Here is a 24,534-nt window from a genome sequence, read left to right as displayed (position 1 = left end):
CGCAGGCCCTGGGCCGACGACGGTCGCCTCAGCGACCGGCCCGGATCTGCTCGGTCAGCCGAAGACCCAGCCGGCGAGCATGCCGAAGGCGTAGTCCAGCGCGACCACGAAGATCATGACCACGACCAGGAAGACCAGCACCACCGTCGTGTAGGTGACGAGCTCGGAACGCGTCGGCGACACGACCTTCTTGAGCTCGGCCACCACCTGGCGCACGAAGAGCGCGATACGGGCGAAGATGTTGCCGTTGCCCTTGCTCGGACGCTCCGCGGCGCTCTGGATCACCTCGGTGTCGCTCACTGCTACCCCACTCCTGTGGCCCGGCGCGCCCGGGCGGCGCGGACTGGCTTGCCAGGTCCACTCACGTGGGCCCGCTGCGCGCGGCCCCGCTGGGGTTCACGCTGGCAGGGTAGACAGGACTCGAACCTGCAACCTGCGGTTTTGGAGACCGCTGCGCTACCAATTGCGCCACTACCCTCTGTGTCCGATGCCTTGTCAAATGTCCACGCACCGTGCCCCGAGGGGCGCAGGACATCAGGTGAGCATCGATCACCGAGGCACAACTGTACGGTACCCACGGCCGTAGGTCGAACCCGTTCCCACCAGCCCCGGGAACGGCCCCGGGAGCGGTGTCCACCGAACGACGGACACCAGGTGCAGCCGAACGGGCGTCCCGCCGCACCCGCCCCTCGGAGCATGCTCGCACCATGCAGAACAACGACTCCGGGGCCGTCCGGGTGCGCGGCCTCCGCAAGCGGTACGGCACCCCCCGCAGCGGGTACAAGGACGCCGTGGCCGGGCTCGACCTCGACGTAGCGCACGGCGAGATCGTCGCAGTGCTCGGCCCGAACGGGGCCGGGAAGACCACCACCATCGAGATCCTCGAGGGTTTCCGTGACCGGGACGCCGGCGAGGTCGCGGTGCTCGGCGAGGACCCCCGGCGCGCGGGCCGGGGCTGGCGGGCGCGCACGGGCATCGTCATGCAGGACTCGCGCGACATGAGCGAGCTCACGGTACTGGAGCAGGTGCGCGCCACCGCGGCGGCCTACCCGGACGCGCGGGAACCCGCCGAGGTCGTCGCCGCAGTCGGCCTCGAGCACAAGGCACGGGCCCGGATGCGCATGCTGTCGGGCGGGCAGCGGCGCCGGCTGGACGTGGCGCTCGGGATCGTCGGCCGGCCCGAGCTCCTGTTCCTCGACGAGCCGACCACGGGTTTCGACCCGCAGGCCCGGCGCTCCTTCTGGGACCTCGTGACCGGCCTGCGCGACGCCGGCACCACGATCCTGCTGACGACCCACTACCTGGACGAGGCGGCGTACCTCGCGGACCGCGTGGTCGTGGTGCGGGACGGCGTGGTGGTCGCCGAGGGCACGCCGGACACGCTGGGCGGCCCCGCGGCGCGCACCCCCCTCGTCGCGTGGGAGCAGGACGGCGCGCGGCGCACCGAGCGGACCGACCGGCCCACGGCGCTCGTCGCCCAGCTGATCGCGGCGGCGGGGCCCGACGGCGAGGTGCCTGGCCTGTCCGTGACGCGGCCGACCCTGGAGGACGTGTACCTCTCCCTCATCGGTGAGCCCACCGCGGACGACGCCGCGGGCACGGACCCCGACGACAACGACGACGCGAACACGGAGGCGGCGTGATGAGCACGACGACAACGACGACCGGCAGCACCGCCCCCACGACGGACGCCCGAGCCTGGCGGCTGCCCGGCACGCTCCGCCTCGGACTGGTGCGCGGCGGCGTGGAGCTGCTGGAGTACGTGCGCGAGCGCGACTCGGTCATCTTCGGCTTCGCCTACCCGATCGTCATGCTCGCCATCTTCGCGACGGTGTTCGGCGACGACGACCCGATCGTCGCGGACGGCGTCACGGTCAGCTTCGCGCAGTACTTCCTGCCGGGCATGGTCGCCACAGGGGTCATGCTCTCGACCTACCAGACACTGGCGATCTCGATCGCCGTCGACCGCGACGACGGCAGCCTCAAGCGGCTGCGCGGCACGCCCCTGCCCGCGACGTCGTACTTCCTGGGCAAGGTCTTCCTGTCGCTGACCACCGTGCTGGTGCAGACCGCGCTCCTGCTGGCCGTGGCGGCACTGGCCTTCGACGTCCCCCTCCCCGACGACCCGGCTCGCTGGGTCACGTTCGCGTGGGTCTTCGTGCTCGGCACCGCCGCCGGGGCCGTGTGCGGCGTCGCGTACTCGTCGGTCCCCCGGTCCGGGCGGTCCGCGAGCGCCGTGGTCGTGACGCCGCTCCTGGTGCTGCAGTTCACCTCGGGCGTGTTCTTCTCGGTCAGCCAGCTCCCGGACTGGATGATCGAGCTGTCGTCGCTGTTCCCGCTCAAGTGGATCGCGCAGGGCATGCGGTCGGTGTTCCTGCCGGACGCGTTCGCGGCGGCCGAGCCGTCCGGGGCCTGGCAGCCCGGGGCGACGGCTGCTGTACTGGCGGCATGGCTGGTCGTCGCGCTCCTGGTGGGCACCCGGACGTTCCGCTGGCGACGGCACGATGACGGCTGACGAAGCCCGGCCCGCCGGCGAGGAGGAGCTTGCCGTCGACCGCCTGTACGCCGGGTGGGACCAGCAGGTGCGGTGGTGGGACGCGGCGTTCGGGGTGATCGTGGTGCTGACCGCCGTGGCCCTGGTCCTGGAGGGCACGCGGGGTGTGCGGCTCGCGGTCGCCCTGGCGGCGATGGGCGCGATCGTGGTGGCGTACGTGGCGTGGGGCGCGCGGGCGGCGCGGACCCGTGACCAGCGGCAGGCGAGGGCGTACCTGGTGGTCCTGGTCGTGGGCACGGCGGTGACGGTGTCGCAGGGTGGGGTGGCGTCGCTGCTGCTGTTCATCGCGTTCGCGCAGACGTGGATGCTCCTGGAGTCGATCCGCCAGGGCGTGGTGGGCTGCGTGGCGCTGGGGACGGCGGTGGCGGGAGGCATCGTCGTGGGGTCGGGTTCCGACCTGGCGGTGCTGGCCGAGGTGGTGCCGCAGATGCTCGTGACCCTCGTGTTCGCGATCGGGCTGGGCCTGTGGTTCCACGTGGCGATGCGGCGCGCGGAGCAGCACTCGCGCCTGCTGGACGAGCTGCAGGCAGCTCAGGCCGAGCTGGCGCGGACCAACCACGAGGCGGGTGTGCTGGCCGAGCGTGAGCGCCTGGCCCGGGAGATCCACGACACCCTCGCGCAGGGGTTCACGAGCGTGGTGATGCAGGCGCAGGCTGCGACGGCGGCGCTCGACGTCGGGGACGAGGGAACCGTGCGCGACCGTCTGGAGGTCATGGAGGACACGGCCCGGGAGAACCTCGCCGAGGCACGCGCCCTGGTGGCCGCCTTCGCGCCGGTCGCGCTCCAGGACGCGTCGCTCCCCCAGGCGCTGAGCCGGGTCACCGACCTCTTCGCGCAGGAGACGGACCTGGTGGTGGGCTTCCGGGCCGACGGCGTGGGGCCGCTGCCTCCGGCGATCGAGGTGGTGCTGCTGCGGGCCGCGCAGGAGGCACTGGCCAACGTGCGCCGGCACGCGCGGGCGCTCACCGTCGTGGTGCGGCTGAGGCGGACGGAGGACGAGGTGGTCCTGGTCGTGTCCGACGACGGCCGGGGCATCGCGCCCGGCGTACCCGACGGGTTCGGGCTGGCGGGGATGCGCGACCGGGTACGTTCGGTGGGCGGCACGCTCACGGTCACGCCGGGCGCCGACGGGGGCACGTACCTGTGTGCGCGGGTCCCGGTCGAGGCCCGCGCCGGTGCGGCGCCGGGCACAGCCGCCGGGACGGCGCCGGGCAGCGGCACGGCGCCGGGCACACGCACCGAGCACGCAGCCGCACCCGGCGACGGCGCACCCAGTGACGACGCACCCAGTGACGACGCACCCGGTGACGGCACGCCCGGTGACGGCACGCCCAGCGACGACGCACCCGGCGACGACGCACCCGGTGACCACGACGGAACGCAGGAACAGGGGGTGGCCCGATGATCCGGGTCCTGGTGGTGGACGACCATCCGGTGGTGCGGTCGGGGCTGGCGGGCATGCTCAGCGTCGAGGACGACCTGGACGTGGTGGGTGAGGCCGGCGACGGTCAGGAGGCGGTGGCCCTGGCGGCGGAGCTGCGGCCCGACGTCGTGCTGATGGATCTGCGCATGCCCGTGCTCGACGGCGTCGCCGCGACCGCAGGGATCGTCGGGACGGGGCCGCGCGTGGTGGTGCTGACCACGTACGACACCGATGCCGACATCCTGCGTGCGGTCGAGGCCGGCGCCACCGGGTACCTGCTCAAGGACACGCCGCGCGCCGAGCTGGTCGCGGGCGTCCGGGCGGCGGCCCGGGGCGAGACGGTGCTGGCGCCGAGCGTGGCGACCCGCCTGGTCAGCTCGGTCCGGACGGCCGCGGAACGACCGTCGGCCCGGGAGGCCGAGGTGCTCGCCCTGGTGGCGCGGGGGCGGTCGAACGCGGAGGTGGGGCGGGCGCTGTCGATCACGGAGGCCACGGTCAAGACCCACCTGATCAGGGCTTTCGCCAAGCTCGGGGTGGCCGACCGGACCGCGGCCGTGACGGTCGCCCGCGAGCGCGGCTGGATCGCCTGACCTTTCGGGGACGGGTACGGGTCGCTGCCGGTACGTTGCCCACATGGACAACTCGGTCAAGAACGACATCACGGCACGCGTCGAGGCGGCGGTCGCATCAGCGATCTACGACGTCGCGCTGCCGATCGACACCCTGGGCGTGACCTTCCACGACGCCACGCTGGACGAGGTCACCGAGGCCTACCGCGCCGACCCGGACGCCGTCCTGGCCGCGGCCGACGCCCGGTTCGCGGCGCACATGGCGACGGTCGCGGCCGCGGCGTCGGACGAGGAGGCCGAAGGACCGATGCTCCGGGCCCGGGCCGCGATGGCTCTCAAGGAGCGCCTGAAGGCGCTCTGACTCACCGGCTGGTGGTGCCCGCCCCCGTCTCTCCGCCGGCGCCCGCCTCGCCACCACCGGTCGGGTCCGGCGAGGGCTCCTCGACCGGGACGCTCGGGTCGGCGGACGGTTCCTGCGACGGCGTCGGCTCCTGCGAGGGGGTCGGCTCCTGGGAAGGAGTCGGCTCCTGCGACGGCGTCGGCTCCTGCGAAGGGGTCGGCTCCTCGCTCGGGGTGGCCGAGGGCGACGGCGAGCTCGACGGCGTCGGGGTGGGGGTCGGCGACGGCGTGTAGGCCGGCGGCGGGGCCACCTCCTCGTCGGTCTCCGTCGGGGTGGGGGTGGGGGTCGGCGACGGCGTCCGGGAGGGCTCGGGCGACGACGGCGTGCTGCTCGGCGTCACCGCGGGCGCACCGCCGTCGTCGGAGAGCATGCCGGCGATGACCAGGCCGGCACCGCCGAACACGAGCAGCGCGAACACGATGATCGTGACCACGCGGCCCCGGCCGGTGGTCATCTTCTGCCAGAAGGACTTCTCCTCCTCCGGCGGGTCCACCATCGGCGGCGGCACGGTCGCGGCCGCGTCCTGAGCACCGAGCGCGCCGACGGCGGCCGCACCGGCGGCCCCCGCACCGACGGCCCCGATCATGGTCGTGCGCTCGGTCTCGTCGACCACCTGCCCGAGCTTCATCGTGCCGGACCCGGCCGCGCCGGTGACCGGGTCGATGACCTCGGTACCGCCCGCACCCACGCCGAGCTGCATGGTCTCGTCGCTGGTGCCCATCCGGCCCGCGGGCCCGCCGAGCAGGATCGTCACGGTCTCCCGCATCGACTCGGCGGTCGGGAACCTGCGGTTGGGGTCCTTGGCCATCGCCCGCGACACGAGCCGGTCCACCGAGGCCGGCACCGCGGCACGACGGGCCGACGCCGCGGGCACGGGCGCGTTCACGTGCGCACGCAGCACGTCCTCGGCGTTGGCGCGCTCGTACGGCGCGTGCCCGGTCAGCGCGTAGTACGCGAGCGCGCCGACGGCGTAGATGTCGCTGCGCGCGTCGAGCGGCTTGCCGCGGGCCTGCTCCGGGGACATGCCGATGACCGACCCGGCCACGGTGTCGCCGTCACCCTCGCCGCCGGCGGGACGGGTGAGGCCCAGGTCGATCAGGCCCACGGCGTAGGTGCCGTCGGCGCGCTTGTCGACCATGACGTTGCGCGGCGCGACGTCGCGGTGCACCAGGCCGGCCGCGTGCACGGCGGCCAGCGCCTCCAGCAGGCCGTCGATGATCACCAGCGCGTCGCGCCAGGGCAGGCCGGTGTCGCCGGCGAGCTCGGACAGGGACACGCCCGGCATCCGGTTCATGACCGTCCAGGGCACGGCCGCGCCCGCGACGTCCTCCTCGCCCGAGTCCAGGACCTTCACGACACCTGGGTGGTCCACCTGGGCGGAGGCCTCGACCTCGCGGCGCAGGGAGGCGCGGGCGTTCTCGTCGTCGACCAGGTGCGGATGGAGCACCTTGACCACGAGCGGCTGGTCGAAGGGGTCCTCGGGCTCGTCCGGCTCCGGGGGACCGGGCACGTCCGGCGTCGCGTCCGCGTCGGCCTCGGCGGCCGGGGCGGACCCGTCCTCGCCGGGCACCGCGCCCGCCTCGGCCTCCGCCGTCGCCTCGGCGTCGTCTGTCGCGGCGGCGCCCTCGCCGGACTCGTCGTCCTCGTCGGCGGCGGCGCCCTGCACGGCGGCCTCGTCGGCGGCGTCGCCCGCCGCGGCCGCATCGTCCGCGGCTCCGTCGCCGTCCGCGGCTCCGTCGTCGCCCGGTGCTCCGCTGGCCGCGTCGGCGTCGTCCGCCGGGGGCTCGGGAACGACCGGCGGTGCTACCCGCTGCGCGTCGTAGACGGTGAAGGTCGCCCCGGTGCCGAGGACGTCGACCAGCTCGTACTTCTCGCCGAGGACGACGTGGACGGGGAGGTCTGCCGCGGTGTCCTCACCCGTGTTCTCTTCGTTCACTGGTTCACCGGTGTCCATGGGTGCGCATCGAGCAAATCAGTCATTTCGGCTATCTGGGGCATGTCCTTCTCAGGATACGTAGCGGGGCGCGAGCGCACCAACGATGACAGACGGGATGTGTGAGTAGTGCGGAGTATCACGATCGCGGCTGCCGCCACCCCGTCGCTTTGCCAGACTACGCAGATGCGCGACCTCGCACTTCTCCCCAAGGCGCACCTCCACCTGCACTTCACCGGATCCATGCGGGTGCCGACGCTCGTCGACATGGCCGCCGCATACGGTGTCCGGCTGCCCGAGGCGCTCGTCGACAACGATCCCTTGCGCCTGCCGGCCACGGAGCGCGGCTGGTTCCGCTTCCAGCGCCTGTACGACGCCGCCCGGGCGTGCGTGCGCTCCGAGGCGGACATGCGCCGCCTGGTCCACGAGGCCGCGGCCGACGACGCCGCCGAGGGCTCCCGGCGCCTCGAGATCCAGGTGGACCCCACGTCGTACGCACCGTTCGTCGGCGGCATCACGCCTGCCGTGGAGATCGTCATCGACGCCGCCAAGGCCGCGAGCGCCGCCCACGGCATCGAGGTGGGCGTGATCGTCGCGGCGTCGCGCATGAAGCACCCGCTCGACGCCCGCACCCTCGCCCGGCTGGCCGCCCGCCACGCCGGCGACGGCGTCGGCGACGTGGTGGGCTTCGGGCTGTCCAACGACGAGCGGCGCGGGGACACGTCACAGTTCGCGGCCGCCTTCGACATCGCACGCCGCGCCGGCCTGGCGGCCGTGCCGCACGGCGGCGAGCTGCTGGGGCCGGAGCACATCAGCGAGGTCATGCGCGAGCTCGTCCCCGACCGCATCGGGCACGGCGTGCGCGCCGCCGAGGACGAGCGGGTCCTGGCCGGCATCGTGGAGCGCGGCGTGGCGCTGGAGGTGAACCCGGGGTCGAACATCGGCCTGGGCGTCTACGCGGAGGCGGCCGAGGTGCCGTTGCGCACGCTGGTGGACGCCGGCGCCCTGGTCGCGCTCGGCGCCGACGACCCGCTCCTGTTCGGTTCGCGGCTCGTGGACCAGTACGAGATCGCGCGCGACGCCCACGGGTTCACGGACGCCGAGCTCGCCGCGCTGGCGGCGTCGTCCATCCGGGCGAGCCGGGCGTCCGAGGGCACCAAGGCGCGGCTCCTGGCCGACGTCGACGCGTGGTTGCTGGCGCCCGACCCCGCCGACACCCTGAACACCCTCCCGGCGCGTGGCACTGTCACGATTGGGTGACGATAGACCTACCCAACCATCCTGAGCGGCCGCGCGTCGGTTAGAGATACAGGACACTCGCGAGGGGACGACGTCGTCTCGCGGGTGCGGTGCCGCGCCACCCCAGAAGGTGCGGCCGAGGAGGAGTCACGATGCGGGTAATGCACGCAAGGCCGGCCCCTGGTGCGGGCCGGACCGTCGGCAAGAGGGTCCTGGGCACGCTGGGCGCCGTGGCGCTGACGGCGGGCCTGTTGTCCGCCTGCGGCGACCAGGAGGAGCCGCCGTCGGACGCCGGGGCGAGCAGCGCCCCGGCCGAGAGCAGCCCCGGCACGGATCCCGGGAGCTCGGCGGAGCCGGGGGCCGGCGAGCCGACGGCCGGTGAGGACGGCACGGACGGTTCCGACGGCGCCGAGGGTTCCGGCGAGCCGACCGACGACGGCACGACGGCCGAGCCGAGCGACGACCCGAGCGACGCCGGGGACGGCGCGGGCAACGACGAGGACGGCACCGACGACGAGCAGCCCGGCAAGGGTTCGTCCCAGGGGGACGAGCAGTCCGGCGGCAAGGGCGACGGCAAGGGTGAGAACGAGGGCAAGGGCGACGGCAAGGACTCCGCGGAGGAGGAGAAGCCCGACTACGTGGAGCTCGGCGAGACGGGTGAGCGCGTCAGCGCCCTCCAGCAGCGGCTGCAGGACCTGGGGTACTTCGTGACCTCCGTCGACGGCGCGTTCGGCAGCGAGACGCAGCAGGCGGTGTTCGCGCTGCAGAAGGCCGGCGGCCTCTACCGCGACGGCGTGGTCGGCGACGTCACGCAGCAGGCTGCCGACAAGGGCGTGGTGCCGCGGGCGCAGACGTCCTCGGGCAAGGTGCTGGAGATCGACATCGACCGGCAGCTCGTGCTCGCGGTCGAGAACGGCAAGGTCGTCAAGATCATCAACGCGTCGTCCGGCAACGGGGAGACGTACGAGGCGAAGGGCGCCACCTACACGGCGTACACGCCGCGCGGCTCGTTCGCGGTGTACCGCGAGGAGAACCGGATGTACTCGTCGTCGCTGGAGCTGGGCGACATGTGGCGGCCCAAGTTCTTCACGGGTGGCATCGCGGTGCACGGCTCGGCGTCGGTGCCGGCGTTCCCGGCGTCGCACGGCTGCGTGCGTGTGTCGAACAGCGCGATGGACTGGATCTGGGACACCTGGGGCGCGCCGTCGGGCACGCCGGTGGTCGTCTACTGACGGGTCGGGCGCTCCGGTCACCTCGGTGACCGGAACGCCCGGCGCGTACGGGATCTCCTAGAGGGAGACGCCCACCAGGACCGTCTCCGGGACGAGGGTCACGCCGAACCGGTCGCGGACCCCGTCGCGGACCGCGCGCGCGAGCGCGACGACATCCTCGGCGCGCGCCCCGCCCCGGTTGGTCATGGCGAGCGTGTGCTTGGTCGACAGGCGGGCCGGGCTCTGCTCCCCCGCGAGGCCGAAACCCTTGCCGAAGCCGGCGCGCTCGATGAGCCATGCCGCGCTGGTCTTCACGAGCGTGGGGTCGACGGCGCCGAGGCTCGGACCGGTCGACGTCTCCGGCGTCGACGAGCGGACGGGGTACCGGGGGGCGTCCTCGGGCAGGTGCGCCAGGTGCTCCACGGGGATCACGGGGTTGGTGAAGAACGAGCCGGAGTTCCACCGGTCGTGGTCGGGCTCCGCACCGAAGGCGGGCCGGTCCAGCAGCATGCCCTTGCCACCACGCAGGCCCAGCACCGTCTCGCGGACGTCCTTCATCGGCGCGCGCTGCCCCACCTCGACGCCGAGACGACGGGCCAGCTCCCCGTAGCCCACGGGTGCCGACAGCGTGCCGAGCCGGAACTGGAGCTGGACGCTGAGCACCACGTACCGCGGCGAGGGGTACCAGGGCGCGAGCGGGTCGCTCTCGCGGCCCTCGCTGTGCATGGAGTGCTTGAGCAGCGACGTGCGGTACCCGAAGCCCAGCTCACCGACCGAGAAGGTCCGGACCCGCCGCTCCGCCCGGTCCCAGGTGCGCACCAGGGAGACCACACCGGAGAGCTCCTGGCCGTACGCGCCGATGTTCTGCACCGGTGCGGCGCCGACCGTCCCCGGGATGCCCGACAGGGACTCCACGCCGACCCAGCCCTCGTCGACGGCACGCTCCACGAGCGCGTCCCAGTTCTGCCCGGCCGGCGCGCTGATCACGGCGCCGCCGCAGGTGTCGGCGGACTCGACGGTGATCCCCCCGCGGACATCGCGCACGACCACGCCGTCGAAGCCCTCGTCAGCCACCAGCAGGTTGGAGCCGCCACCCACGACGAGCAGCGGCACGCCGTCGTCGTCGGCGGTGCTCACCGCCTCGATCAGGGCTGCTTCCTCCTCGGCCTCGACGTACGAGGCGGCCGGGCCGCCCACGCGGAGCGTGGTGAGGTCGGCGAGGCTGGGCGCCACCGCTTGCGCCTGGACGGTGTCTGCCGGGTATGGGCTCACCGTGCAAGCCTATCTACCTGACGCGTTGGATTTGTGCACATCTTCGACATGGCGTGGGTGATGTCTGCCAAATCTGGAACCTTCCGGTGTCGGCAGACGTGTTCAATGCTCGCACTGGCGGGCCTGCCCGGCACTCCGGGGCCGTGCCCGTCCCTGCACTACCTCTTCACACCGGCCGCGGACGGCAGCGGACGGACCGAACGGGCCACGGCCAGGCCGAGCACCATCGGGACGAGCAGCACGAGGACCGCCAGGCGATAGCCCGTCGTGTGGGCGACGAAACCGATCAGCGGCGGCCCCACGAAGAACGCGGTGTAGGCGATGGTCGAGACCGCCGCGACGCGCATCGCGGCCCGGCGCGGCTCGTCGGACGCGGCGCTCATCCCCATCGGGAAGCCCATCGCGGCACCCAGCCCCCACAGGCCGACGCCGACCAGGGCCAGCCACAGCACCGGCACCAGCGCGAACGTCAGGACGCCGACGAACGCCAGGAGCGCGGAGAGCACGAGCACCGGCACGCGGCCGAACCGGTCGATGGCCCGCGTACCGGCCAGCCGTGCGGTGGTCATGGCCGTGAGGAAGACCGCGAGGCCCACGGCGCCCATGCCGTCGGAGGTGCCGAACCCGTCCACCACCGCGAGACCCACCCAGTCGTTCGCCACGCCTTCCGTCAGCGCGGCGGCCAGCACCACGAGGCCGATGGCCAGGGTGCGCGACTCACGCCACGCGGCGACCAGCCCCGCCACGCCGGACGACGGCGGGGTCACCTCCCCCGGGTCGGCGCCGTCCGCGCCGGTCGTCCCCGCGGTCGCCGTGCCGTCGGGCAGCGCTGCCGCGACCACGCTCGGCGAGAACCAGCGGGTCCCGATCACCACCGAGGCGAACGCCACGACACCGGCCGCCACCAGGTGCCAGAGCACCGGGACGCCCGCCGTCGCCACGAGGGCCCCGACGCCCGCCCCGAGCACCGTGCCGAACGAGAAGCCGGCGTGGAAGATCGGCATCACCGCACGCCCCAGCCGCTGCTCCACGGCGGCACCCTCGAGGTTCATCGCCGCGTCCCACACGCCGGCGCCCACCCCGAACAGGACCAGGCCGAGCCGCACCGCGAGGTGCTCGCCCTGCGCCACCCCGACGCCCGCGACGGTCAGGCCGACGACCAGGAGCCCGGCGAACGAGAGGACCGTCCGCGCGGTACCGATCCGCTCGGCGACCAGCCCCGACAGGGGGATCGCCGCGACGGAGCCGATGGAGCCGGTGAGCAGGAGCAGGCCCATGTCCTGCTCGGAGAAGGAGAGGCCGTCGCGTACGGCCGGCAGGCGGGACGCCCAGCTCGCGAACGCGAACCCGCTGGCGGCGAAGACCACGAAGACCGCGCGGGCGGCGGCGTGTGCAGTAGGCACGGAACTCCTCGGTGCGATTGAATCTCCCGACCGTAGGCCACAACCTGGGATCAGCCCAGCCGATTCCGCGAGGCGAGAGAAGGACACGCGATGAGCCGCCAGACCGTACGACCGACCCTCGCCCGGGTCGCCGAGCTGGCAGGTGTCTCCGTCTCCACCGCCTCGCTCGCCTTCTCCGGCGCCGGCCCGATCACTCCCGAGACGCGGGAGAAGGTGCTGGCCGCGGCGCGCGAGCTCGACTACTCCGGACCCAACCCCCTCGGGCGGCAGCTCAGGTCGGGCCGGTCCGGCATCGTGGGCGTGGTGATCGGCGACCAGCTCGGCCGGTCCTTCCGTGACCCGGTCTCGACCCAGGTGCTGCACGGCCTGGTCTCGGCCATCGGCGAGCAGGGGCTCGGGGTGCTGCTCATCCCCGGCATGCCGCAGGGCGCCACCGCGCAGTCCGTGGGGCTCGCCGCCGAGGCGGGGCTGCCCGCCGCCGTCGACCCGCTGGTCGAGGCCGCCGCGATGGACGTGGCCGTGCTCGTCTGGGGGACGCTGCCGGACGACCCGAACCTCGCGGCGCTGCAGCGCCGAGGCGTGCCGGTCGTGATCGGCGAGGGGCAGGACGTACCCGGCGTGCCCGTGGTCGGCGTCGACGACCGGCACGGTGCCGCCGAGGCCGTGCGGCACCTCGTCGAGCTGGGGCACACGCGGATCGCGGAGATCGCGCTGCCGTTCGGGCGGGACGAGCGGTCGGGCCTGGTCGACGCCGACCGCCTGGCCGCCGCGGAACGCACCCCCACCCGCAACCGGCTGGCCGGCGTGCGCGACGTCATCGAGCCGGTCATGTCGTGGGAGACGCCGGCGTCGCTCGTGGAGCACGGGCGCGACGCGGCCACCGAGATCCTGTCCGAGTGGGCTCCTGCACGGGACCGGCCGACGGCGATCGTCGCGCACTCCGACCTGCTGGCCGCCGGGGCCGTCATCGCGGCGCGTGAGCTGGGCCTGCGGGTCCCCGAGGACGTGTCCGTGGCCGGATTCGACGGGCTCGACCTGCCGTGGCTGTCCCCCGACGTGCTCACCAGCGTGCACCAGCCGCTCGTCGAGAAGGGCCGGGCGCTCGGCATGGCCGTCGTCGCGCTGCTCGCCGGGGAGGAGCCGGAGTCGGTGCTGCTCCCGGTCACCCTCGTGGAGGGCACCACGACGGGCCCGGTCCCGGACCTGAGCGACCTCCCGTAACACGCCCCGTCGAGTGCGGGATGTTCGCCCTTCTGGCACACGAGAAAGGGCGAACATCCCGCACTCAACGGGGACGGGTCAGGGGCGGAGCTGCGGGGACGGGAGATAGACCTCGCCGCCCGCGGCACGGAACTGCGCGGACTTGGCCGCCATGCCCTCCTCCGCCGCGGCCGCGAGCGCGGCCTGGGCGGGCGCCCCGCCGAACTCGTCGCGGATGTCCTGCGAGATGCGCATCGAGCAGAACTTGGGTCCGCACATCGAGCAGAAGTGCGCGGTCTTCGCCGCCTCGGCCGGCAGCGTCTCGTCGTGGTACGCCTCGGCCAGCTCGGGGTCGAGCGACAGGTTGAACTGGTCGCGCCAGCGGAACTCGAACCGGGCCTTGGACAGGGCGTCGTCCCGGTCTCGCGCACCGGGGTGTCCCTTGGCGACGTCGGCGGCGTGCGCGGCGATCTTGTAGGTGACCACGCCCGTGCGCACGTCGTCACGGTCCGGCAGGCCGAGGTGCTCCTTGGGCGTCACGTAGCAGAGCATCGCCGTGCCGTACCGGGCGATCTCGGTGGCGCCGATGGCGGACGTGATGTGGTCGTAGCCGGGCGCGACGTCGGTGACCAGAGGGCCCAGCGTGTAGAACGGGGCGCCGTCGCACAGCTGCTGCTGCCGCTCCACGTTCTCGCGCACCAGGTGGAACGGGACGTGGCCCGGGCCCTCGACCATGACCTGGACGTCGTGGGTCCAGGCCCGCTTCGTGAGCTCGGCGAGCGTGTCCAGCTCGGCGAACTGGGCCTCGTCGTTCGCGTCGGCGAGCGAGCCGGGGCGCAGGCCGTCACCGAGGGAGAACGCCACGTCGTAGGCCGCGAAGATCTCGCACAGCTCGTCGAAGTGCGTGTAGAGGAAGTTCTCCTGGTGGTGCGCCAGGCACCAGCCGGCCATGATCGAGCCGCCGCGGCTCACGATCCCCGTGACCCGGTCCGCCGTGAGCGGCACGTACCGCAGCAGCACGCCGGCGTGCACCGTCATGTAGTCGACGCCCTGCTCGCACTGCTCGATCACCGTGTCGCGGTAGATCTCCCAGGTCAGCGCGCTCGCGTCGCCGTTCACCTTCTCCAGCGCCTGGTAGATCGGCACGGTGCCGATCGGGACCGGCGAGTTGCGCAGCAGCCACTCGCGCGTCGTGTGGATGTCGTCGCCGGTGGACAGGTCCATCACGGTGTCGGCGCCCCACTTCGTGGCCCACTCGAGCTTTTCCACCTCCTGGGCGATCGAGCTGTGGACGGCGGAGTTGCCGATGTTCGCGTTGACCTTCACGAGGAACGCCTTGCCGATGATCATCGGCTCGGACTCGGGGTGGTTCACGTTGTTCGGGATGATCGCCCGGCCGGCCGCGACCTCGCTGCGGACCAGCTCGACGTCGCAGCCCTCGCGCAGGGCGACGAACCGCATCTCGGGGGTGACCACGCCCTGGCGCGCGTAGTGCATCTGGGTCACCCGCCGGCCGGGCAGCGCCCGGCGCGGGCGACGTCGTTCGCCCTGCCACTCCTGGGTCGCGGCGCCGCGACGCACCGCGCCGCGTCCGTCGTCAGCCAGGGCCCGGCGGCGGCCGTCGTACTCCTCGGTGTCGCCCCGGGCCACGACCCACGGCTCGCGGGCCGGGCCGAGGCCGCGGACCGGGTCGGAGCCCGGACCCTGCGTGCGGTAGACCCGCACCGGAGGGTTCGGGCTGCCGTCGGGGGACGGCGCCAGCGTGATCTCGGTGACCGGCACCCGCAGGCCGGCGTCGTGCCCGGGATCGGTGCCGTGCTCGTACGCGAGCGTGCGGGAAGGGGTGTGCTCCATCATCAGACTCCTGCTTCCTACGCCGGTGTTAACCGGACAGGTTCAACGGTCCCGGGCCGTCCAGCCCGATCTCAGCCCCTGCGCGGGGCACCCGTGGGATCGCGGACGACGTTAGCACCGTGCCACCGTGCGGGTCTTCTTCGGCCGTGCCCAAAACACTTCTGCGCCCGCGTCCGCTCTGATAGAGAAGGTCGACGGCTCGCTCACCGGGACGTGGGCCCCGAAGCCTGGAGGCAGGCATGTCGGTACGGAGAAGGTTGCGGACCACGGCGTTCGCGCTGGCGACGACAGGAGCACTCGTGATGCAGGCAGGGATCACGGCGAGCGCCGTGCCCGCGGGCTCGGCACCGGACGTGGCGGCGTCGGACAACCGGATCACGCTCACCGCGTGGGACGGGGTGCGGGAGCTCCGCGCGGGTGAGACCACCAACCTGCGTGCGGACGCCCGCGGCGGGCTGGTGCTGGGCCGGGGCGGTGCGGTGGTCGAGTACACCGACCCGTTCGGCGACGGCGGCGCCGTGCGCTACGAGACGGGCCGGTGGACGTCGCCCGTGGTCGAGACCGGGTACCCGGTCGACGAGTCGGTGAGCTCGTGGAACGCGAGGACGCCGACGGGGACGTGGGTCGAGATCGAGTTCCGCGGGCGCAAGGCCGACGGGGCGTGGACGAAGTGGTTCGTGATGGGGCGCTGGGCCTCGGGCGACGACTTCTCCCCCGCGGACGGCGGCGTGGGCGACATCCACCGCACCTCCGTCAACGGCCAGGCCGACGACGACGCGTACCTGTTCACCGACACGTACGTCGCGAAGTCGGGACACGAGCCGCACGCGTTCCAGACGCGCGTCACCCTGTACCGGCCGGAGGGCGCCCGGGTGTCCCCGCGGCTGGACGCCGTGACCACCATGACCAACGAGTACCTGCCCGACACGCACTACACCGGCACCAGCGACTTCACGCTGGGCCGCGAGGTCGTGCTCGACGTGCCGCAGTTCAGCCAGAACATCCACCGCGGCGAGTACCCCGAGTTCGGCGGCGGCGGCCAGGTGTGGTGCTCGCCGACGTCGTCCACGATGGTCATCTACTCCTACGGGCGCGAGGTGCCGCCCGAGGAGCTGGAGGGCATCGAGGCACCGAACGGCGACCCGCAGGTCGACTACGCCGCGATGAACACCTGGGACTACGCCTACGAGGGCGCGGGCAACTGGCCGTTCAACGCCGCCTACGCGAACAGGTTCGGGCTGACGTCGTTCGTGACCCGGCTGCGCTCCCTCGCCGAGGCCGAGCGGTTCGTCGCGGCCGGCATCCCGCTGGTCCTCTCGATCAACTTCACGGCGGAGGAGATGCCGGAGGCCGGGTACGAGACCGACGGCCACCTGGTGGTGCTGCGCGGGTTCACGGCCGACGGCGACCCGATCCTCAACGACCCGCACGGCGCCACGAACGACGCGGTGCGGGTCGTGTACACGCGGGAGAACTTCGAGCGCGTCTGGCAGACCTCGACCGACGGCCTGACCTACGTGTACCACCCGAAGGACGTCGACCTCCCCCGGAGGGTCCCGGGCCTCACCCCGAACTGGTAGCCCTCCGTCGAGTGCGGGATGTTCGCCCTTTTCCGTGTGCCGGAAGGGCGAATGTCCCGCACTCAACGGCGCCAGGGGTCAGCGGGGCGGGATCGGGAGCGGGTCGGACGTGTAGGACGCCGAGGTGTGGCCCGGGGCCGAGACGGTGACGCGGACCGTGAGGTCCGCTCCCCGGTCCCGGCCGGTCACGAGGTAGCGGCTGCCGGTCGCCCAGGCCACCGGCTCACCGTCGCGGAGCCAGCGGTAGGCCACGTCGACGTCGTGCGGCAGGTAGGTGCCGGCGTCGGCGGTCAGGATCCGGCCCACGCTGGGCCGGCCCTCGATCGAGGGTCCCGACACGTCCGCGACCACCGGGTCGTGGAGCTCGACGTCGGCCGCCTTGACGAAGACGTGCCGGTGCGCGAGCCAGAGCTGGTAGTACACGTCCTGCCCCCGGACCACCGTGCGGTCGCCCGGCCCCGAGCCGTCGAACGTCGTGGCGCGGTAGTAGTCCGAGGGCACGTCGTCGTCGGCCACGGCGTAGGTCTGGCCCACGCCCACCGTGTACTCGATGGGCGTCACGGGCTGCACCGGCACGTCCGGGTGCGCCTCGTACGCGGCTGCCTCGGGGTAGGCCCGGCCGAAGACCGGCGCCGGCGCGTCGCCCGCCACGGTGACCGTCTTCGCCGTCGCCGGCACCACCACCGGGCGGTCGGCCGGGTTGTGCAGCCAGGCCAGCGACCCGGCCCACCACACGCCGAGCCACTCGCCCTCGACCCGGTCGACGACGAGCTTGTGCCCGGACTGCACGCGCGCGCTCACGTCGCTCGCGTACGTGGTGCCGTTCGCGCCGTCCGGCTTCCAGCCCGGGTCCTTGGCCAGGGGCGCGTCGGCCGACGGCGCCTGGTACAGGTACCGGAAGTTGGTGCCCGCACCCTCGACGCAGGCGCCGGACCCCGGCGACGCCTCCTCGCAGCCCGTGACCACGTTGACGTTGTCGGCGTACCCCGTGCGCACCTCGACGACGTCGCCCGGCTCGACGTCCGTGGTCGCCTCCAGGTCACCGCCGATCGGCGCGCCCAGCAGCTCGAAGTAGTGGTCCCAGTCCCAGTACGGGCCGGGGTCCCAGTGCACGTTCTTCGTGTACCCGGGCAGGATGCCCGGCACCTGGTCGTGGCCGATGACGTGCGCCCGGTCCAGCGGGATGTCGTGCTCCGCCGCGAGGTGGCGCACCAGCGCCGCCGACGACTGGTACATCGCCTCCGTGAACCACGTGCCCGTGCCGGCCCAGCCCTCGTGCTCCAGGCCGATCGAGTGCATGTTGAGGAACCAGTTGCCCGCGTGCCAGCCGACGTCGGCCGGGTCCAGGTGTGCGGCCACGTGCCCGTCGGACGAGCGCAGCGTGTAGTTCCACGCCAGGTAGGTCGGGTCCTGCACCAGGTTCACGCTGGGCTGATAGGCCGTCTCGGTGTCGTGGATCAGGATGTAGTCGAGGCTCGGGCCACCCTGCCCGGTGCGGTCGGCCTGGTCGTGGTTGCCGTAGTCGCCGGTGCCGTCCGGCAGGTCCGGGGATCCCTTCTCGTACGGCGCCGGGAGCCACTCGCACCCGAGGTCCGCGGGGCAGTCGGCCTGCGGGTCGCTCGCCAGGGCGCTTCCCGGGACGGCGACGTCCGGGTTGCCGGTGAGGATCACCGCGCCGTCCTCGGGGGTCGTGGTGCCCGCGCCGTCGCGCAGCGTGCGGTAGACGTTCGCCGTGAAACCGTCGACGTCGCTCATGCGGGACACGGCGTCCTCCCAGGCACCCAGGTCTGCGGACGACGTGGCCGTCTTCGTGGCCGTCTCTGCCGCGCCGTCGCGGACCGCCTGGGCCTGGTAGGCGGCGAGCAGCGCCGCACCACCGCACACGTTGGCCTGCGCGTCCGACCGGAGCGTGGCCTGGTCCAGACCCGTCAGCGCCGCCGCGCGGGCCAGCTCGGACGTGCCCGTGCGGGCCGGGCCGGGCTTGTCGTTGACGGCCGACAGGGGCAGGCCGTCGCCGTGCGCGTGGCCCGGGCCGGCGTCACCCGCCAGGTTGAACACCCCGTATCCGCCGTCGGTGCTCGCCTGGCCGGCGTGCTGGTCCCAGCGGGACTCCAGGTAGGAGACGGCCTTGAGCAGGTCGGCCGGCACCCCGGTGGCCGACGCCGCGGCGTCGAACGACTCGTCGAGCGAACCGGCGGCGAGCACGGGGGCGCAGGCGACCGTCCCGACGTCCGACGCCGTCCCGCCCGGTGGGGCGGCCGCTGCCGAGAGCGGGATGAGCGGTAGGAGTACCCCGGCCAGCGTGGCCAGGGCTGTGACACGTCGTCGTGACGGCACGCGAGGTTCCTCTCGTCGGACAGGTCGGTCGAGAGAATCACATCGGATCCGGCCCCGCACGGGAAGGGGCAGCGGGTTAAAAGTCCGTGACACGGGCGCCGGGGCGCCCCGGGTCAGAGGCGGACGACGGCCTGGGCGCGGCCCAGGACCTTGGCACCGTCCACCGTGACGGCGAGGTCGACGCGGACCGTGCCCGCCTCGGCGTCGACCGCACCGACCGTGCCGGTGACGTCGATCGACGCGACGCCCGGGTTCGGCACCTCGACGGGCTTGGTGAAGCGCGTCTGGTAGTCGACGACGGCGCCCGGGTCGCCCGCCCAGTCGACGACCAAACCCACCACGGTGCCCATGGTGAGCATGCCGTGCGCGATGACGCCGGGCAGGCCCGCCTCCTGGGCGAACCAGTCGTTCCAGTGGATCGGGTTGAGGTCACCACTGGCGCCGGCGTAGCGGACGAGGTTCGCGCGGTCGAAGGTGACCGTGCGCGTGCCGATCACGTCGCCGACGGCGAGGGTCGCGAGGTCGGGGCGGCTCATGCGTCCGCTCCCCGGATCGCGAGGGTCGAGACGACGGTGGCGACGGGCTCGCCGGGGGTGTCGGCCTCGGGGGACGGCACCTCGACGTGCTGCGGCATCGCGTAGATCTCGCAGCGCGTGGTCACCATGCTGATGGCGCCGCGGGAGACGACGCGGTCCACGTGCAGCACCGTCGTGAGCTCGTCGCCGGCGACGATCGGGCGGTGGTGCGTGAAGCGCTCGTCCGCGTGGACCACGCGCGAGAAGTCGATGTCGGCGGCCGGGTCGCTGATGTACTGCGACTCGGAACGCTGCGCCACCACGACCGCGAACGTGGGCGGGGCGACCAGGTCCGGATAGCCAGAACCCCGCGCCGCCACGAGGTCGTGGTGCGCGGGGTGCGTGGCACCGACGGCAACAGCGAACTCGCGGATCTTCTCGCGGCCTACGGAGTAGGGGGCGTCGGCCGGGTAGACCCGGCCCTCGAAGTCAGGATTCGCCACGTCGGTCGAACGACTGCCTACGAGACTCAGCGAGTCTCGCGGTGCGACGTGTGCTTGCCGCAGCGCGGGCAGAACTTCGCCAGCTCCAGGCGGTCAGGGTCGTTGCGGCGGTTCTTCTTCGTGATGTAGTTCCGCTCCTTGCAGTCCACGCATGCCAGCGTGATCTTCGGGCGGACGTCCGCGCTCTTGCTTGCCATGGCTCTCACCTCCGCGCCTCGAGAGGGAGGCGCCATGTGTCTTCTCGTCGCCCGGCATGGGACGCCGGACGGATGTACTTGCTTGGTAGCGAGGGCGGGGCTCGAACCCGCGACCTCACGATTATGAGTCGTGCGCTCTGACCAGCTGAGCTACCCCGCCGCGCGTGACTGAACGCGAGGCCGTCCGGAGGACGACCCCGCGTCGATCACAGAGCCCCGAAAGGGAATCGAACCCTTGACCTTCTCCTTACCATGGAGATGCTCTGCCGACTGAGCTATCGGGGCGCGAGGAAGACTCTACATGCCCTCCGGCCTGGCGTGAAATCGAATCGGGTGTGAGGTGCGCCGCGCCGCCCGGACGAGCCCCCGGCAAGGGTTCACGGCCAGTCCGGACGGCCTGTCCGGACTGGTGCGGCGGCACGTGGAACGGCTCCGGCACCGGCGATGACGATGCGCCTGGAACGACGAACGGGAGCCCGGCTGACGCCGGACTCCCGTCCATGACTCACGTGGCTGGTGAGGGATTCGAACCCCCGAAGGCTGAGCCGTCTGATTTACAGTCAGATCCCTTTGGCCGCTCGGGCAACCAGCCGTGAACGGTGCCAACCATAGCCCCCCGACCGCGTCTGCGAGAAATCGAAATCGCGCCCCGCCTGGTGACGAGCCCCACAGGCCGGGCCGGGGCTCGCCGGACCGCCCGAGTCCTATGGTGACGGCGTGACACAACACCAGGATCGCTGGGGGCTGCCCCTCGGAATCGGCGCCTACCTGTTCTGGGGCGGGATGCCGCTCTTCTTCCCGCTGCTGGAGCCCGCGGGTGCCGTCGAGATCGTGGCCCACCGCATCGTGTGGAGCCTCCTCTTCTGCCTGATCGTGCTGACCGCCCTGCGCCAGCTCGCCGAGTTCTGGGCCGCGCTGCGCACGCCCCGCGTCCTGGGCACGTTCACCGTCGCGGCGGCCCTGATCGTCGTCAACTGGGGCGTGTACGTGTACGCCGTGCTCAGCGGCCGCGTGCTCGACGCCGCGCTCGGGTACTTCATCAACCCCATCGTGACCGTGCTGCTCGGCGTGCTGGTGCTGCGCGAGCGGCTGCGGCCCGTGCAGTGGCTGGCGATCGGCTTCGGTGTCGCGTCGGTCGTGGTGCTGTCCACCGGGCTCGGCGGGCTGCCGTGGATCTCGCTGTGCCTCGCGTTCTCGTTCGGCCTGTACGGCCTGGTCAAGAACCGGGTGGGCCGCACCGTCGCGGCGCTGCCCGGGCTCGCCGTCGAGACGGTGGTCGCCACCCCGTTCGCCCTCGCCTACCTGGTCTGGCTGGGCGACAGCGGCACCTTCACGGGGCATGGCGCCGGGCACTCGCTGCTGCTCGTGTCCACGGGTGTGGTGACCGCTCTGCCGCTGCTCCTGTTCGGGGCCGCCGCGCGCCGTCTGCCGCTGTCCGTGGTCGGGATGCTCCAGTACCTCGCGCCCGTGCTGCAGTTCCTGGTGGGGGTGCTCGTGTTCCACGAGCACATGCCACCCGCCCGGTGGGCCGGGTTCTTCCTCGTGTGGGTGGCGCTGGTGCTGCTCACGGTCGACGGGATCCGCCGGAGCCGGCGAGCCCCTCGTCCCGGCCTGTCCTGACCCCCTGGTCGCGGTGCGGCGACCGCACCGGCGACCAGGGCCGTCGTCGGACGGATCACATGGTCCCGGGGACCTGGCGGACCGTCACGTTCAGGCGGTTGTACACGTTCGTCACCGCGATGTGCATCACCAGCGCGGCGAGCGCCTGCTCGTCATAGTGCTCGGCCGCGGCGGCCCAGACGTCGTCGGGCACGGGGTCGGAGCTGTCGGCGATCCGGGTCATGGCCTCCGCGAGAGCGAGCGCCGCGCACTCGGCGTCCGACAGGAACGGCGACTCGCGCCACGCGGAGACCGCCGCGAGGCGGTCCTCCGACTCGCCGGCCTTGCGCGCGGCGCGCATGCCGTAGTCGATGCACCAGCCGCAGCCGTTGATCTGGCTGGTCCGCAGGTGCACGAGCTCCAGCGTGCTCGCGGGCACCCCCTGGCCGTGGACCGACTGGCCCAGGCCGTAGAGCGCCTTCACCGCACCGGGCACGATCATGGCCGGGTTCGTCATGCGGGGTGTCACGGTCCGCAGGTGCGGGGTGGTGGACGCCTCGGGGGCGAAGTCGATGGTGCCGGTGGTCGTGCCCGTGGTCGTCTCGGTGCTCATCGCGGTCCTCTCGTCGTGGCCGGAGGTCCGGCCTGTCACACCGGCGCCCTGCGCGCCGTCACCCCTTCGACGACCCCGAGAACCAGGATGTGACAGATGACCCCCGACGAGCTCGCCTCCGCCTTCGAGCAGCACCGGCCGCGCCTGCGCGCGATCGCCTACCGGATGCTCGGCAACCCCGACGACGCCGACGACGCGCTCCAGGAGACCTGGTTGCGCCTGAACCGCACGGGCGCCGACGACATCGACAACCTCGCGGGCTGGCTGACGACGGTGACCGGGCGGATCTGCCTGGACCTGCTCCGGTCCCGCTCGACGCGGCGCGAGGACCCGCTGCCGTCGGGCCGGCCCGACGACACCGCCCCCGAGATCCTCGACGACGACGCCCCGGACCCGGTGCGCGAGGCGGAGCTGGCCGACATCGTCGGTGTGGCCATGCAGGTGGTGCTGGAGAGCCTCGACCCCGCCGAGCGCCTGGCGTTCGTGCTGCACGACCTGTTCGCCGTGCCCTACGAGCAGATCGCACCGGTGCTGGGGCGATCGGTCGAGGCGTCGCGCCAGCTCGCGAGCCGGGGGCGGCGGCGGGTGCAGTCCGACGCGGCCGCGCGGTCGGGTGCCACGGGTCGGGAGGGCGTGGGAGCGGCCTCGCCCGGGTCCGCACCCGGGTCGAGCACGGGCGTCCCGGCGCCTCCCGGCGCCGCACCCCGGGCCGACGCCGGCCGCCGGGCCGCCGTCACCGACCGGCAGGTGGTCGAGGCGTTCCTGCAGGCCTCGCGCACGGGCGATCTCTCGGGCCTGCTGGCCGTGCTCGCGCCCGACGTGGTGCTGCGGGCCGACCACGCCGCCGTGGAGGCAGCCGCCGCGGCCGCCGACCGGGGCGCGCCGCTGCTGGCCCGCGAGGTCCGCGGTGCGGCCGCGGTCGCGGAGGCGTTCCGGGGCCGGGCCCGGCTCGCGGTGCCCGCGCTCATCGACGGCTCCGTCGGGTTCGCCGGCGCGCCGGGCGGCATCCCGCGCTTCGTGTTCACGGTCGTCGTGCACGAGGGGCGGGTCGCGGCGATCGACCTCACGGCGGAGCCGGACGCCGTGGCCGGGATGCGCGTGGTGCTGCTGGACCCGTCCTGAGCGAGCGCTGCGCGTGGTGCGCGATGGCCCGCGCGGGCTCCGGGCATACACCCGGCAACGTCGCGGGCGGGTTCCCGGTCGGTGGCAGAGTGAGCGCATGAACAGCCCTCGCACCGTGGTGGCCGGCCCCGCGACGTGGAACACGATGGTCCGGCTCGACCGGCTCCCCGACCCACGGCCGCACACCGTGTTCGCCCGCGGGTCCGTGCGCACGCTCGGCGGCACCAGTGCCGGCAAGACCCTGCACCTCGCCGACCTGGGGGTACCCGTCAGCCTCGTGACCGACGTGGGTACCGACCCGGAGACCGACCTGGTCCTGGAGGCGCTGGAGCGTGCCCCGGGCGCCGAGGTGCTGGCCCGCCGGGTCGACGGACCGTCGGAGCAGCACCTCAACCTCATGACCGACGCCGGTGAGCGCCTGTCGATCTACCTCGCCGTGCCGGGTGCGTCACCCGCGCCCGACCCGGTGGCCGTCGAGCGCGTGGCCGGGGCCGAGCACGTGGTGCTGGACCTGAGTGCCGTGGGGCAGAGCCTGCTGCCCGCCGCGGCCGCGAGCGGTGCGACGCTCTGGACGGACCTGCACGACTACGACGGCACGTCCGCGTTCCACCGCCCGTTCGCCGACGCCTGCGCGCAGATCTTCCTCAACGACGACGGCACCGACGACCACCGCGCGCTCATGACGTCGCTGCTGGACCGCGGTGCGCGCACCGTGGTGTGCACGCTCGGCGCACGCGGGGCCGTGGCGCTGACCGCCGAGGGCTGGTTCGAGTGCGCGGCCGAGCCCACGGAGGTGGTGGACACCAACGGTGCGGGCGACGCGTTCTTCGCCGGGTTCTTCGCGGCGCACCTGACGGGCGCGGGCACCGCCGAGTGCCTGCGCGCCGGTGCCCGCCAGGCGACCCGCGCCCTGGCCACCCCCCACCTGAGCCCGCTCCTGCAGGACGGCGCCGCACACCAGGCACCGGCTGAGTAACGTTCAGCAGGCCGTGGGGCCGTAACTCGCTGGG

The 24,534-nt window shown here is 73.2% G+C and carries 22 protein-coding genes, 4 tRNA genes and 1 riboswitch; of the genes, 12 read left to right on the top strand and 14 right to left on the bottom strand.

The features are described 5' to 3' along the window. Positions 1 to 54: 54 nt before the first annotated feature. Together secE and ACIG47_RS21100 are read right to left on the bottom strand one after the other, a co-directional pair. On the bottom strand, positions 55 to 300 hold the full coding sequence (secE, locus tag ACIG47_RS21105) for a preprotein translocase subunit SecE (RefSeq protein WP_119139948.1): 246 nt from the start codon (positions 298 to 300) through the stop codon (positions 55 to 57). Positions 301 to 402: 102 nt separating this feature from the next. Next, positions 403 to 478: transfer RNA gene (locus ACIG47_RS21100), tRNA-Trp, on the bottom strand. Positions 479 to 707: 229 nt separating this feature from the next. On the opposite strand from ACIG47_RS21100, the gene ACIG47_RS21095 reads away from it, so the two are divergent. Genes ACIG47_RS21095 through ACIG47_RS21075 form a run of 5 tightly spaced genes read left to right on the top strand, consistent with a single transcriptional unit; the run spans position 708 to position 4,907 of the window. After that, positions 708 to 1,643, top strand: coding sequence for an ABC transporter ATP-binding protein (locus tag ACIG47_RS21095; protein WP_397433041.1), 936 nt, complete (start codon positions 708 to 710; stop codon positions 1,641 to 1,643). After that, positions 1,643 to 2,515, top strand: a complete 873-nt coding sequence (locus ACIG47_RS21090; RefSeq protein ID WP_397433040.1) for an ABC transporter permease — start codon at positions 1,643 to 1,645, stop codon at positions 2,513 to 2,515. The genes ACIG47_RS21095 and ACIG47_RS21090 overlap by 1 nt, the downstream gene beginning before the upstream one ends. Further along, a complete protein-coding gene (locus ACIG47_RS21085) occupies positions 2,505 to 3,959 on the top strand; it encodes a sensor histidine kinase (RefSeq protein WP_397433039.1) in 1,455 nt (484 codons plus the stop codon). Before ACIG47_RS21090 ends, ACIG47_RS21085 begins: the two co-directional genes overlap by 11 nt. Beyond that, on the top strand, positions 3,956 to 4,567 hold the full coding sequence (locus ACIG47_RS21080; RefSeq protein WP_397433038.1) for a response regulator: 612 nt from the start codon (positions 3,956 to 3,958) through the stop codon (positions 4,565 to 4,567). The genes ACIG47_RS21085 and ACIG47_RS21080 overlap by 4 nt, the downstream gene beginning before the upstream one ends. Positions 4,568 to 4,610: 43 nt before the next feature. After that, positions 4,611 to 4,907, top strand: coding sequence for a hypothetical protein (locus ACIG47_RS21075; protein ID WP_397433037.1), 297 nt, complete (start codon positions 4,611 to 4,613; stop codon positions 4,905 to 4,907). 1 nt (position 4,908) lies between these two features. Here the strand turns inward: ACIG47_RS21075 and ACIG47_RS21070 are convergent, their stop codons facing one another. Beyond that, the gene (locus ACIG47_RS21070; protein WP_397433036.1) at positions 4,909 to 6,882 is read right to left on the bottom strand and encodes a protein kinase; all 1,974 of its coding nucleotides are present in this window, start codon (positions 6,880 to 6,882) and stop codon (positions 4,909 to 4,911) included. 183 nt (positions 6,883 to 7,065) lie between these two features. Here ACIG47_RS21070 and ACIG47_RS21065 point away from each other — a divergent pair, with 183 nt between their 5' ends. Both ACIG47_RS21065 and ACIG47_RS21060 read left to right on the top strand, forming a co-directional pair. Next, positions 7,066 to 8,139: an adenosine deaminase gene (locus ACIG47_RS21065; protein ID WP_397433035.1), complete on the top strand. Its 1,074-nt coding sequence runs from the start codon at positions 7,066 to 7,068 to the stop codon at positions 8,137 to 8,139. Positions 8,140 to 8,279: 140 nt separating this feature from the next. Next, positions 8,280 to 9,350: a L,D-transpeptidase family protein gene (locus tag ACIG47_RS21060; protein ID WP_397433034.1), complete on the top strand. Its 1,071-nt coding sequence runs from the start codon at positions 8,280 to 8,282 to the stop codon at positions 9,348 to 9,350. A 57-nt stretch (positions 9,351 to 9,407) separates the two neighbouring features. On the opposite strand, the gene ACIG47_RS21055 is transcribed toward ACIG47_RS21060, so the two are convergent. Continuing rightward, a complete protein-coding gene (locus ACIG47_RS21055) occupies positions 9,408 to 10,601 on the bottom strand; it encodes a UDP-N-acetylmuramate dehydrogenase (RefSeq protein WP_397418926.1) in 1,194 nt (397 codons plus the stop codon). A 158-nt stretch (positions 10,602 to 10,759) separates the two neighbouring features. Continuing rightward, entirely contained in the window at positions 10,760 to 12,004 is a 1,245-nt protein-coding gene (locus tag ACIG47_RS21050; RefSeq protein ID WP_397433032.1) for an MFS transporter, read from the bottom strand. 90 nt (positions 12,005 to 12,094) lie between these two features. On the opposite strand from ACIG47_RS21050, the gene ACIG47_RS21045 reads away from it, so the two are divergent. Further along, positions 12,095 to 13,225 (top strand): LacI family DNA-binding transcriptional regulator, encoded by a 1,131-nt coding sequence (locus tag ACIG47_RS21045; protein ID WP_397433031.1) that lies wholly within the window; start codon positions 12,095 to 12,097, stop codon positions 13,223 to 13,225. Between the two features lie 78 nt (positions 13,226 to 13,303). Here the strand turns inward: ACIG47_RS21045 and thiC are convergent, their stop codons facing one another. Next, on the bottom strand, positions 13,304 to 15,058 hold the full coding sequence (gene thiC / locus ACIG47_RS21040) for a phosphomethylpyrimidine synthase ThiC (protein ID WP_397433030.1): 1,755 nt from the start codon (positions 15,056 to 15,058) through the stop codon (positions 13,304 to 13,306). Next, positions 15,056 to 15,161: riboswitch (TPP riboswitch) on the bottom strand. Its footprint overlaps the gene before it by 3 nt. A gap of 136 nt (positions 15,162 to 15,297) precedes the next feature. Here thiC and ACIG47_RS21035 point away from each other — a divergent pair. After that, entirely contained in the window at positions 15,298 to 16,638 is a 1,341-nt protein-coding gene (locus tag ACIG47_RS21035; RefSeq protein WP_397418918.1) for a C39 family peptidase, read from the top strand. A gap of 78 nt (positions 16,639 to 16,716) precedes the next feature. Here ACIG47_RS21035 and ACIG47_RS21030 read toward each other — a convergent pair whose 3' ends face one another. The 7 genes from ACIG47_RS21030 to ACIG47_RS21000 all read right to left on the bottom strand — a co-directional run bounded on the left by ACIG47_RS21030 (position 16,717) and on the right by ACIG47_RS21000 (position 20,782). Then, positions 16,717 to 18,975, bottom strand: a complete 2,259-nt coding sequence (locus tag ACIG47_RS21030; protein ID WP_397433029.1) for an N-acetylmuramoyl-L-alanine amidase — start codon at positions 18,973 to 18,975, stop codon at positions 16,717 to 16,719. A 113-nt stretch (positions 18,976 to 19,088) separates the two neighbouring features. Next, positions 19,089 to 19,511, bottom strand: coding sequence for a MaoC family dehydratase (locus tag ACIG47_RS21025; RefSeq protein WP_397433028.1), 423 nt, complete (start codon positions 19,509 to 19,511; stop codon positions 19,089 to 19,091). Next, on the bottom strand, positions 19,508 to 19,993 hold the full coding sequence (locus ACIG47_RS21020; protein ID WP_397418912.1) for a MaoC family dehydratase N-terminal domain-containing protein: 486 nt from the start codon (positions 19,991 to 19,993) through the stop codon (positions 19,508 to 19,510). The genes ACIG47_RS21025 and ACIG47_RS21020 overlap by 4 nt, the downstream gene beginning before the upstream one ends. Positions 19,994 to 20,019: 26 nt before the next feature. Further along, a complete protein-coding gene (gene rpmG / locus ACIG47_RS21015; protein WP_013837798.1) occupies positions 20,020 to 20,190 on the bottom strand; it encodes a 50S ribosomal protein L33 in 171 nt (56 codons plus the stop codon). An 83-nt stretch (positions 20,191 to 20,273) separates the two neighbouring features. Continuing rightward, positions 20,274 to 20,350, bottom strand: a tRNA-Met gene (locus ACIG47_RS21010). Between the two features lie 52 nt (positions 20,351 to 20,402). Next, positions 20,403 to 20,475, bottom strand: a tRNA-Thr gene (locus tag ACIG47_RS21005). A 225-nt stretch (positions 20,476 to 20,700) separates the two neighbouring features. After that, a tRNA-Tyr gene (locus ACIG47_RS21000) sits at positions 20,701 to 20,782 on the bottom strand. 125 nt (positions 20,783 to 20,907) lie between these two features. Here ACIG47_RS21000 and rarD point away from each other — a divergent pair. Beyond that, entirely contained in the window at positions 20,908 to 21,810 is a 903-nt protein-coding gene (gene rarD / locus ACIG47_RS20995; RefSeq protein ID WP_397433026.1) for an EamA family transporter RarD, read from the top strand. A gap of 55 nt (positions 21,811 to 21,865) precedes the next feature. Here rarD and ACIG47_RS20990 read toward each other — a convergent pair whose 3' ends face one another. After that, complete coding sequence (locus ACIG47_RS20990) at positions 21,866 to 22,402, bottom strand: carboxymuconolactone decarboxylase family protein (RefSeq protein WP_397418908.1); 537 nt, start codon at positions 22,400 to 22,402, stop codon at positions 21,866 to 21,868. 96 nt (positions 22,403 to 22,498) lie between these two features. Between ACIG47_RS20990 and ACIG47_RS20985 the strand changes: the two genes are divergently transcribed. Together ACIG47_RS20985 and ACIG47_RS20980 are read left to right on the top strand one after the other, a co-directional pair. Further along, positions 22,499 to 23,524, top strand: coding sequence for a sigma-70 family RNA polymerase sigma factor (locus ACIG47_RS20985; RefSeq protein WP_397433025.1), 1,026 nt, complete (start codon positions 22,499 to 22,501; stop codon positions 23,522 to 23,524). Between the two features lie 97 nt (positions 23,525 to 23,621). Further along, positions 23,622 to 24,500, top strand: coding sequence for a carbohydrate kinase family protein (locus tag ACIG47_RS20980; RefSeq protein WP_397433024.1), 879 nt, complete (start codon positions 23,622 to 23,624; stop codon positions 24,498 to 24,500). The last annotated feature ends 34 nt before the right edge of the window (positions 24,501 to 24,534 follow it).

The organism is Promicromonospora sp. NPDC052451 (genome assembly GCF_044547525.1).
Lineage (GTDB): Bacteria > Actinomycetota > Actinomycetes > Actinomycetales > Cellulomonadaceae > Promicromonospora.
This window is presented reverse-complemented; position numbering and strand designations above follow the sequence as displayed.

What these genes read in the sequence shown, in the direction of transcription:
- ACIG47_RS21095 (WP_397433041.1), top strand. Translation starts at nt 708, where the DNA reads ATGCAGAACAACGACTCCGGGGCCGTCCGGGTGCGCGGCCTCCGCAAG.
- ACIG47_RS21090 (WP_397433040.1), top strand. Translation starts at nt 1,643, where the DNA reads ATGAGCACGACGACAACGACGACCGGCAGCACCGCCCCCACGACGGAC.
- ACIG47_RS21085 (WP_397433039.1), top strand. Translation starts at nt 2,505, where the DNA reads ATGACGGCTGACGAAGCCCGGCCCGCCGGCGAGGAGGAGCTTGCCGTC.
- ACIG47_RS21080 (WP_397433038.1), top strand. Translation starts at nt 3,956, where the DNA reads ATGATCCGGGTCCTGGTGGTGGACGACCATCCGGTGGTGCGGTCGGGG.
- ACIG47_RS21075 (WP_397433037.1), top strand. Translation starts at nt 4,611, where the DNA reads ATGGACAACTCGGTCAAGAACGACATCACGGCACGCGTCGAGGCGGCG.
- ACIG47_RS21065 (WP_397433035.1), top strand. Translation starts at nt 7,066, where the DNA reads ATGCGCGACCTCGCACTTCTCCCCAAGGCGCACCTCCACCTGCACTTC.
- ACIG47_RS21060 (WP_397433034.1), top strand. Translation starts at nt 8,280, where the DNA reads ATGCACGCAAGGCCGGCCCCTGGTGCGGGCCGGACCGTCGGCAAGAGG.
- ACIG47_RS21045 (WP_397433031.1), top strand. Translation starts at nt 12,095, where the DNA reads ATGAGCCGCCAGACCGTACGACCGACCCTCGCCCGGGTCGCCGAGCTG.
- thiC (WP_397433030.1), bottom strand. Translation starts at nt 15,058, where the DNA reads ATGGAGCACACCCCTTCCCGCACGCTCGCGTACGAGCACGGCACCGAT.
- ACIG47_RS21035 (WP_397418918.1), top strand. Translation starts at nt 15,298, where the DNA reads ATGTCGGTACGGAGAAGGTTGCGGACCACGGCGTTCGCGCTGGCGACG.
- ACIG47_RS21025 (WP_397433028.1), bottom strand. Translation starts at nt 19,511, where the DNA reads ATGAGCCGCCCCGACCTCGCGACCCTCGCCGTCGGCGACGTGATCGGC.
- rpmG (WP_013837798.1), bottom strand. Translation starts at nt 20,190, where the DNA reads ATGGCAAGCAAGAGCGCGGACGTCCGCCCGAAGATCACGCTGGCATGC.
- ACIG47_RS20990 (WP_397418908.1), bottom strand. Translation starts at nt 22,402, where the DNA reads ATGAGCACCGAGACGACCACGGGCACGACCACCGGCACCATCGACTTC.
- ACIG47_RS20985 (WP_397433025.1), top strand. Translation starts at nt 22,499, where the DNA reads ATGACCCCCGACGAGCTCGCCTCCGCCTTCGAGCAGCACCGGCCGCGC.
- ACIG47_RS20980 (WP_397433024.1), top strand. Translation starts at nt 23,622, where the DNA reads ATGAACAGCCCTCGCACCGTGGTGGCCGGCCCCGCGACGTGGAACACG.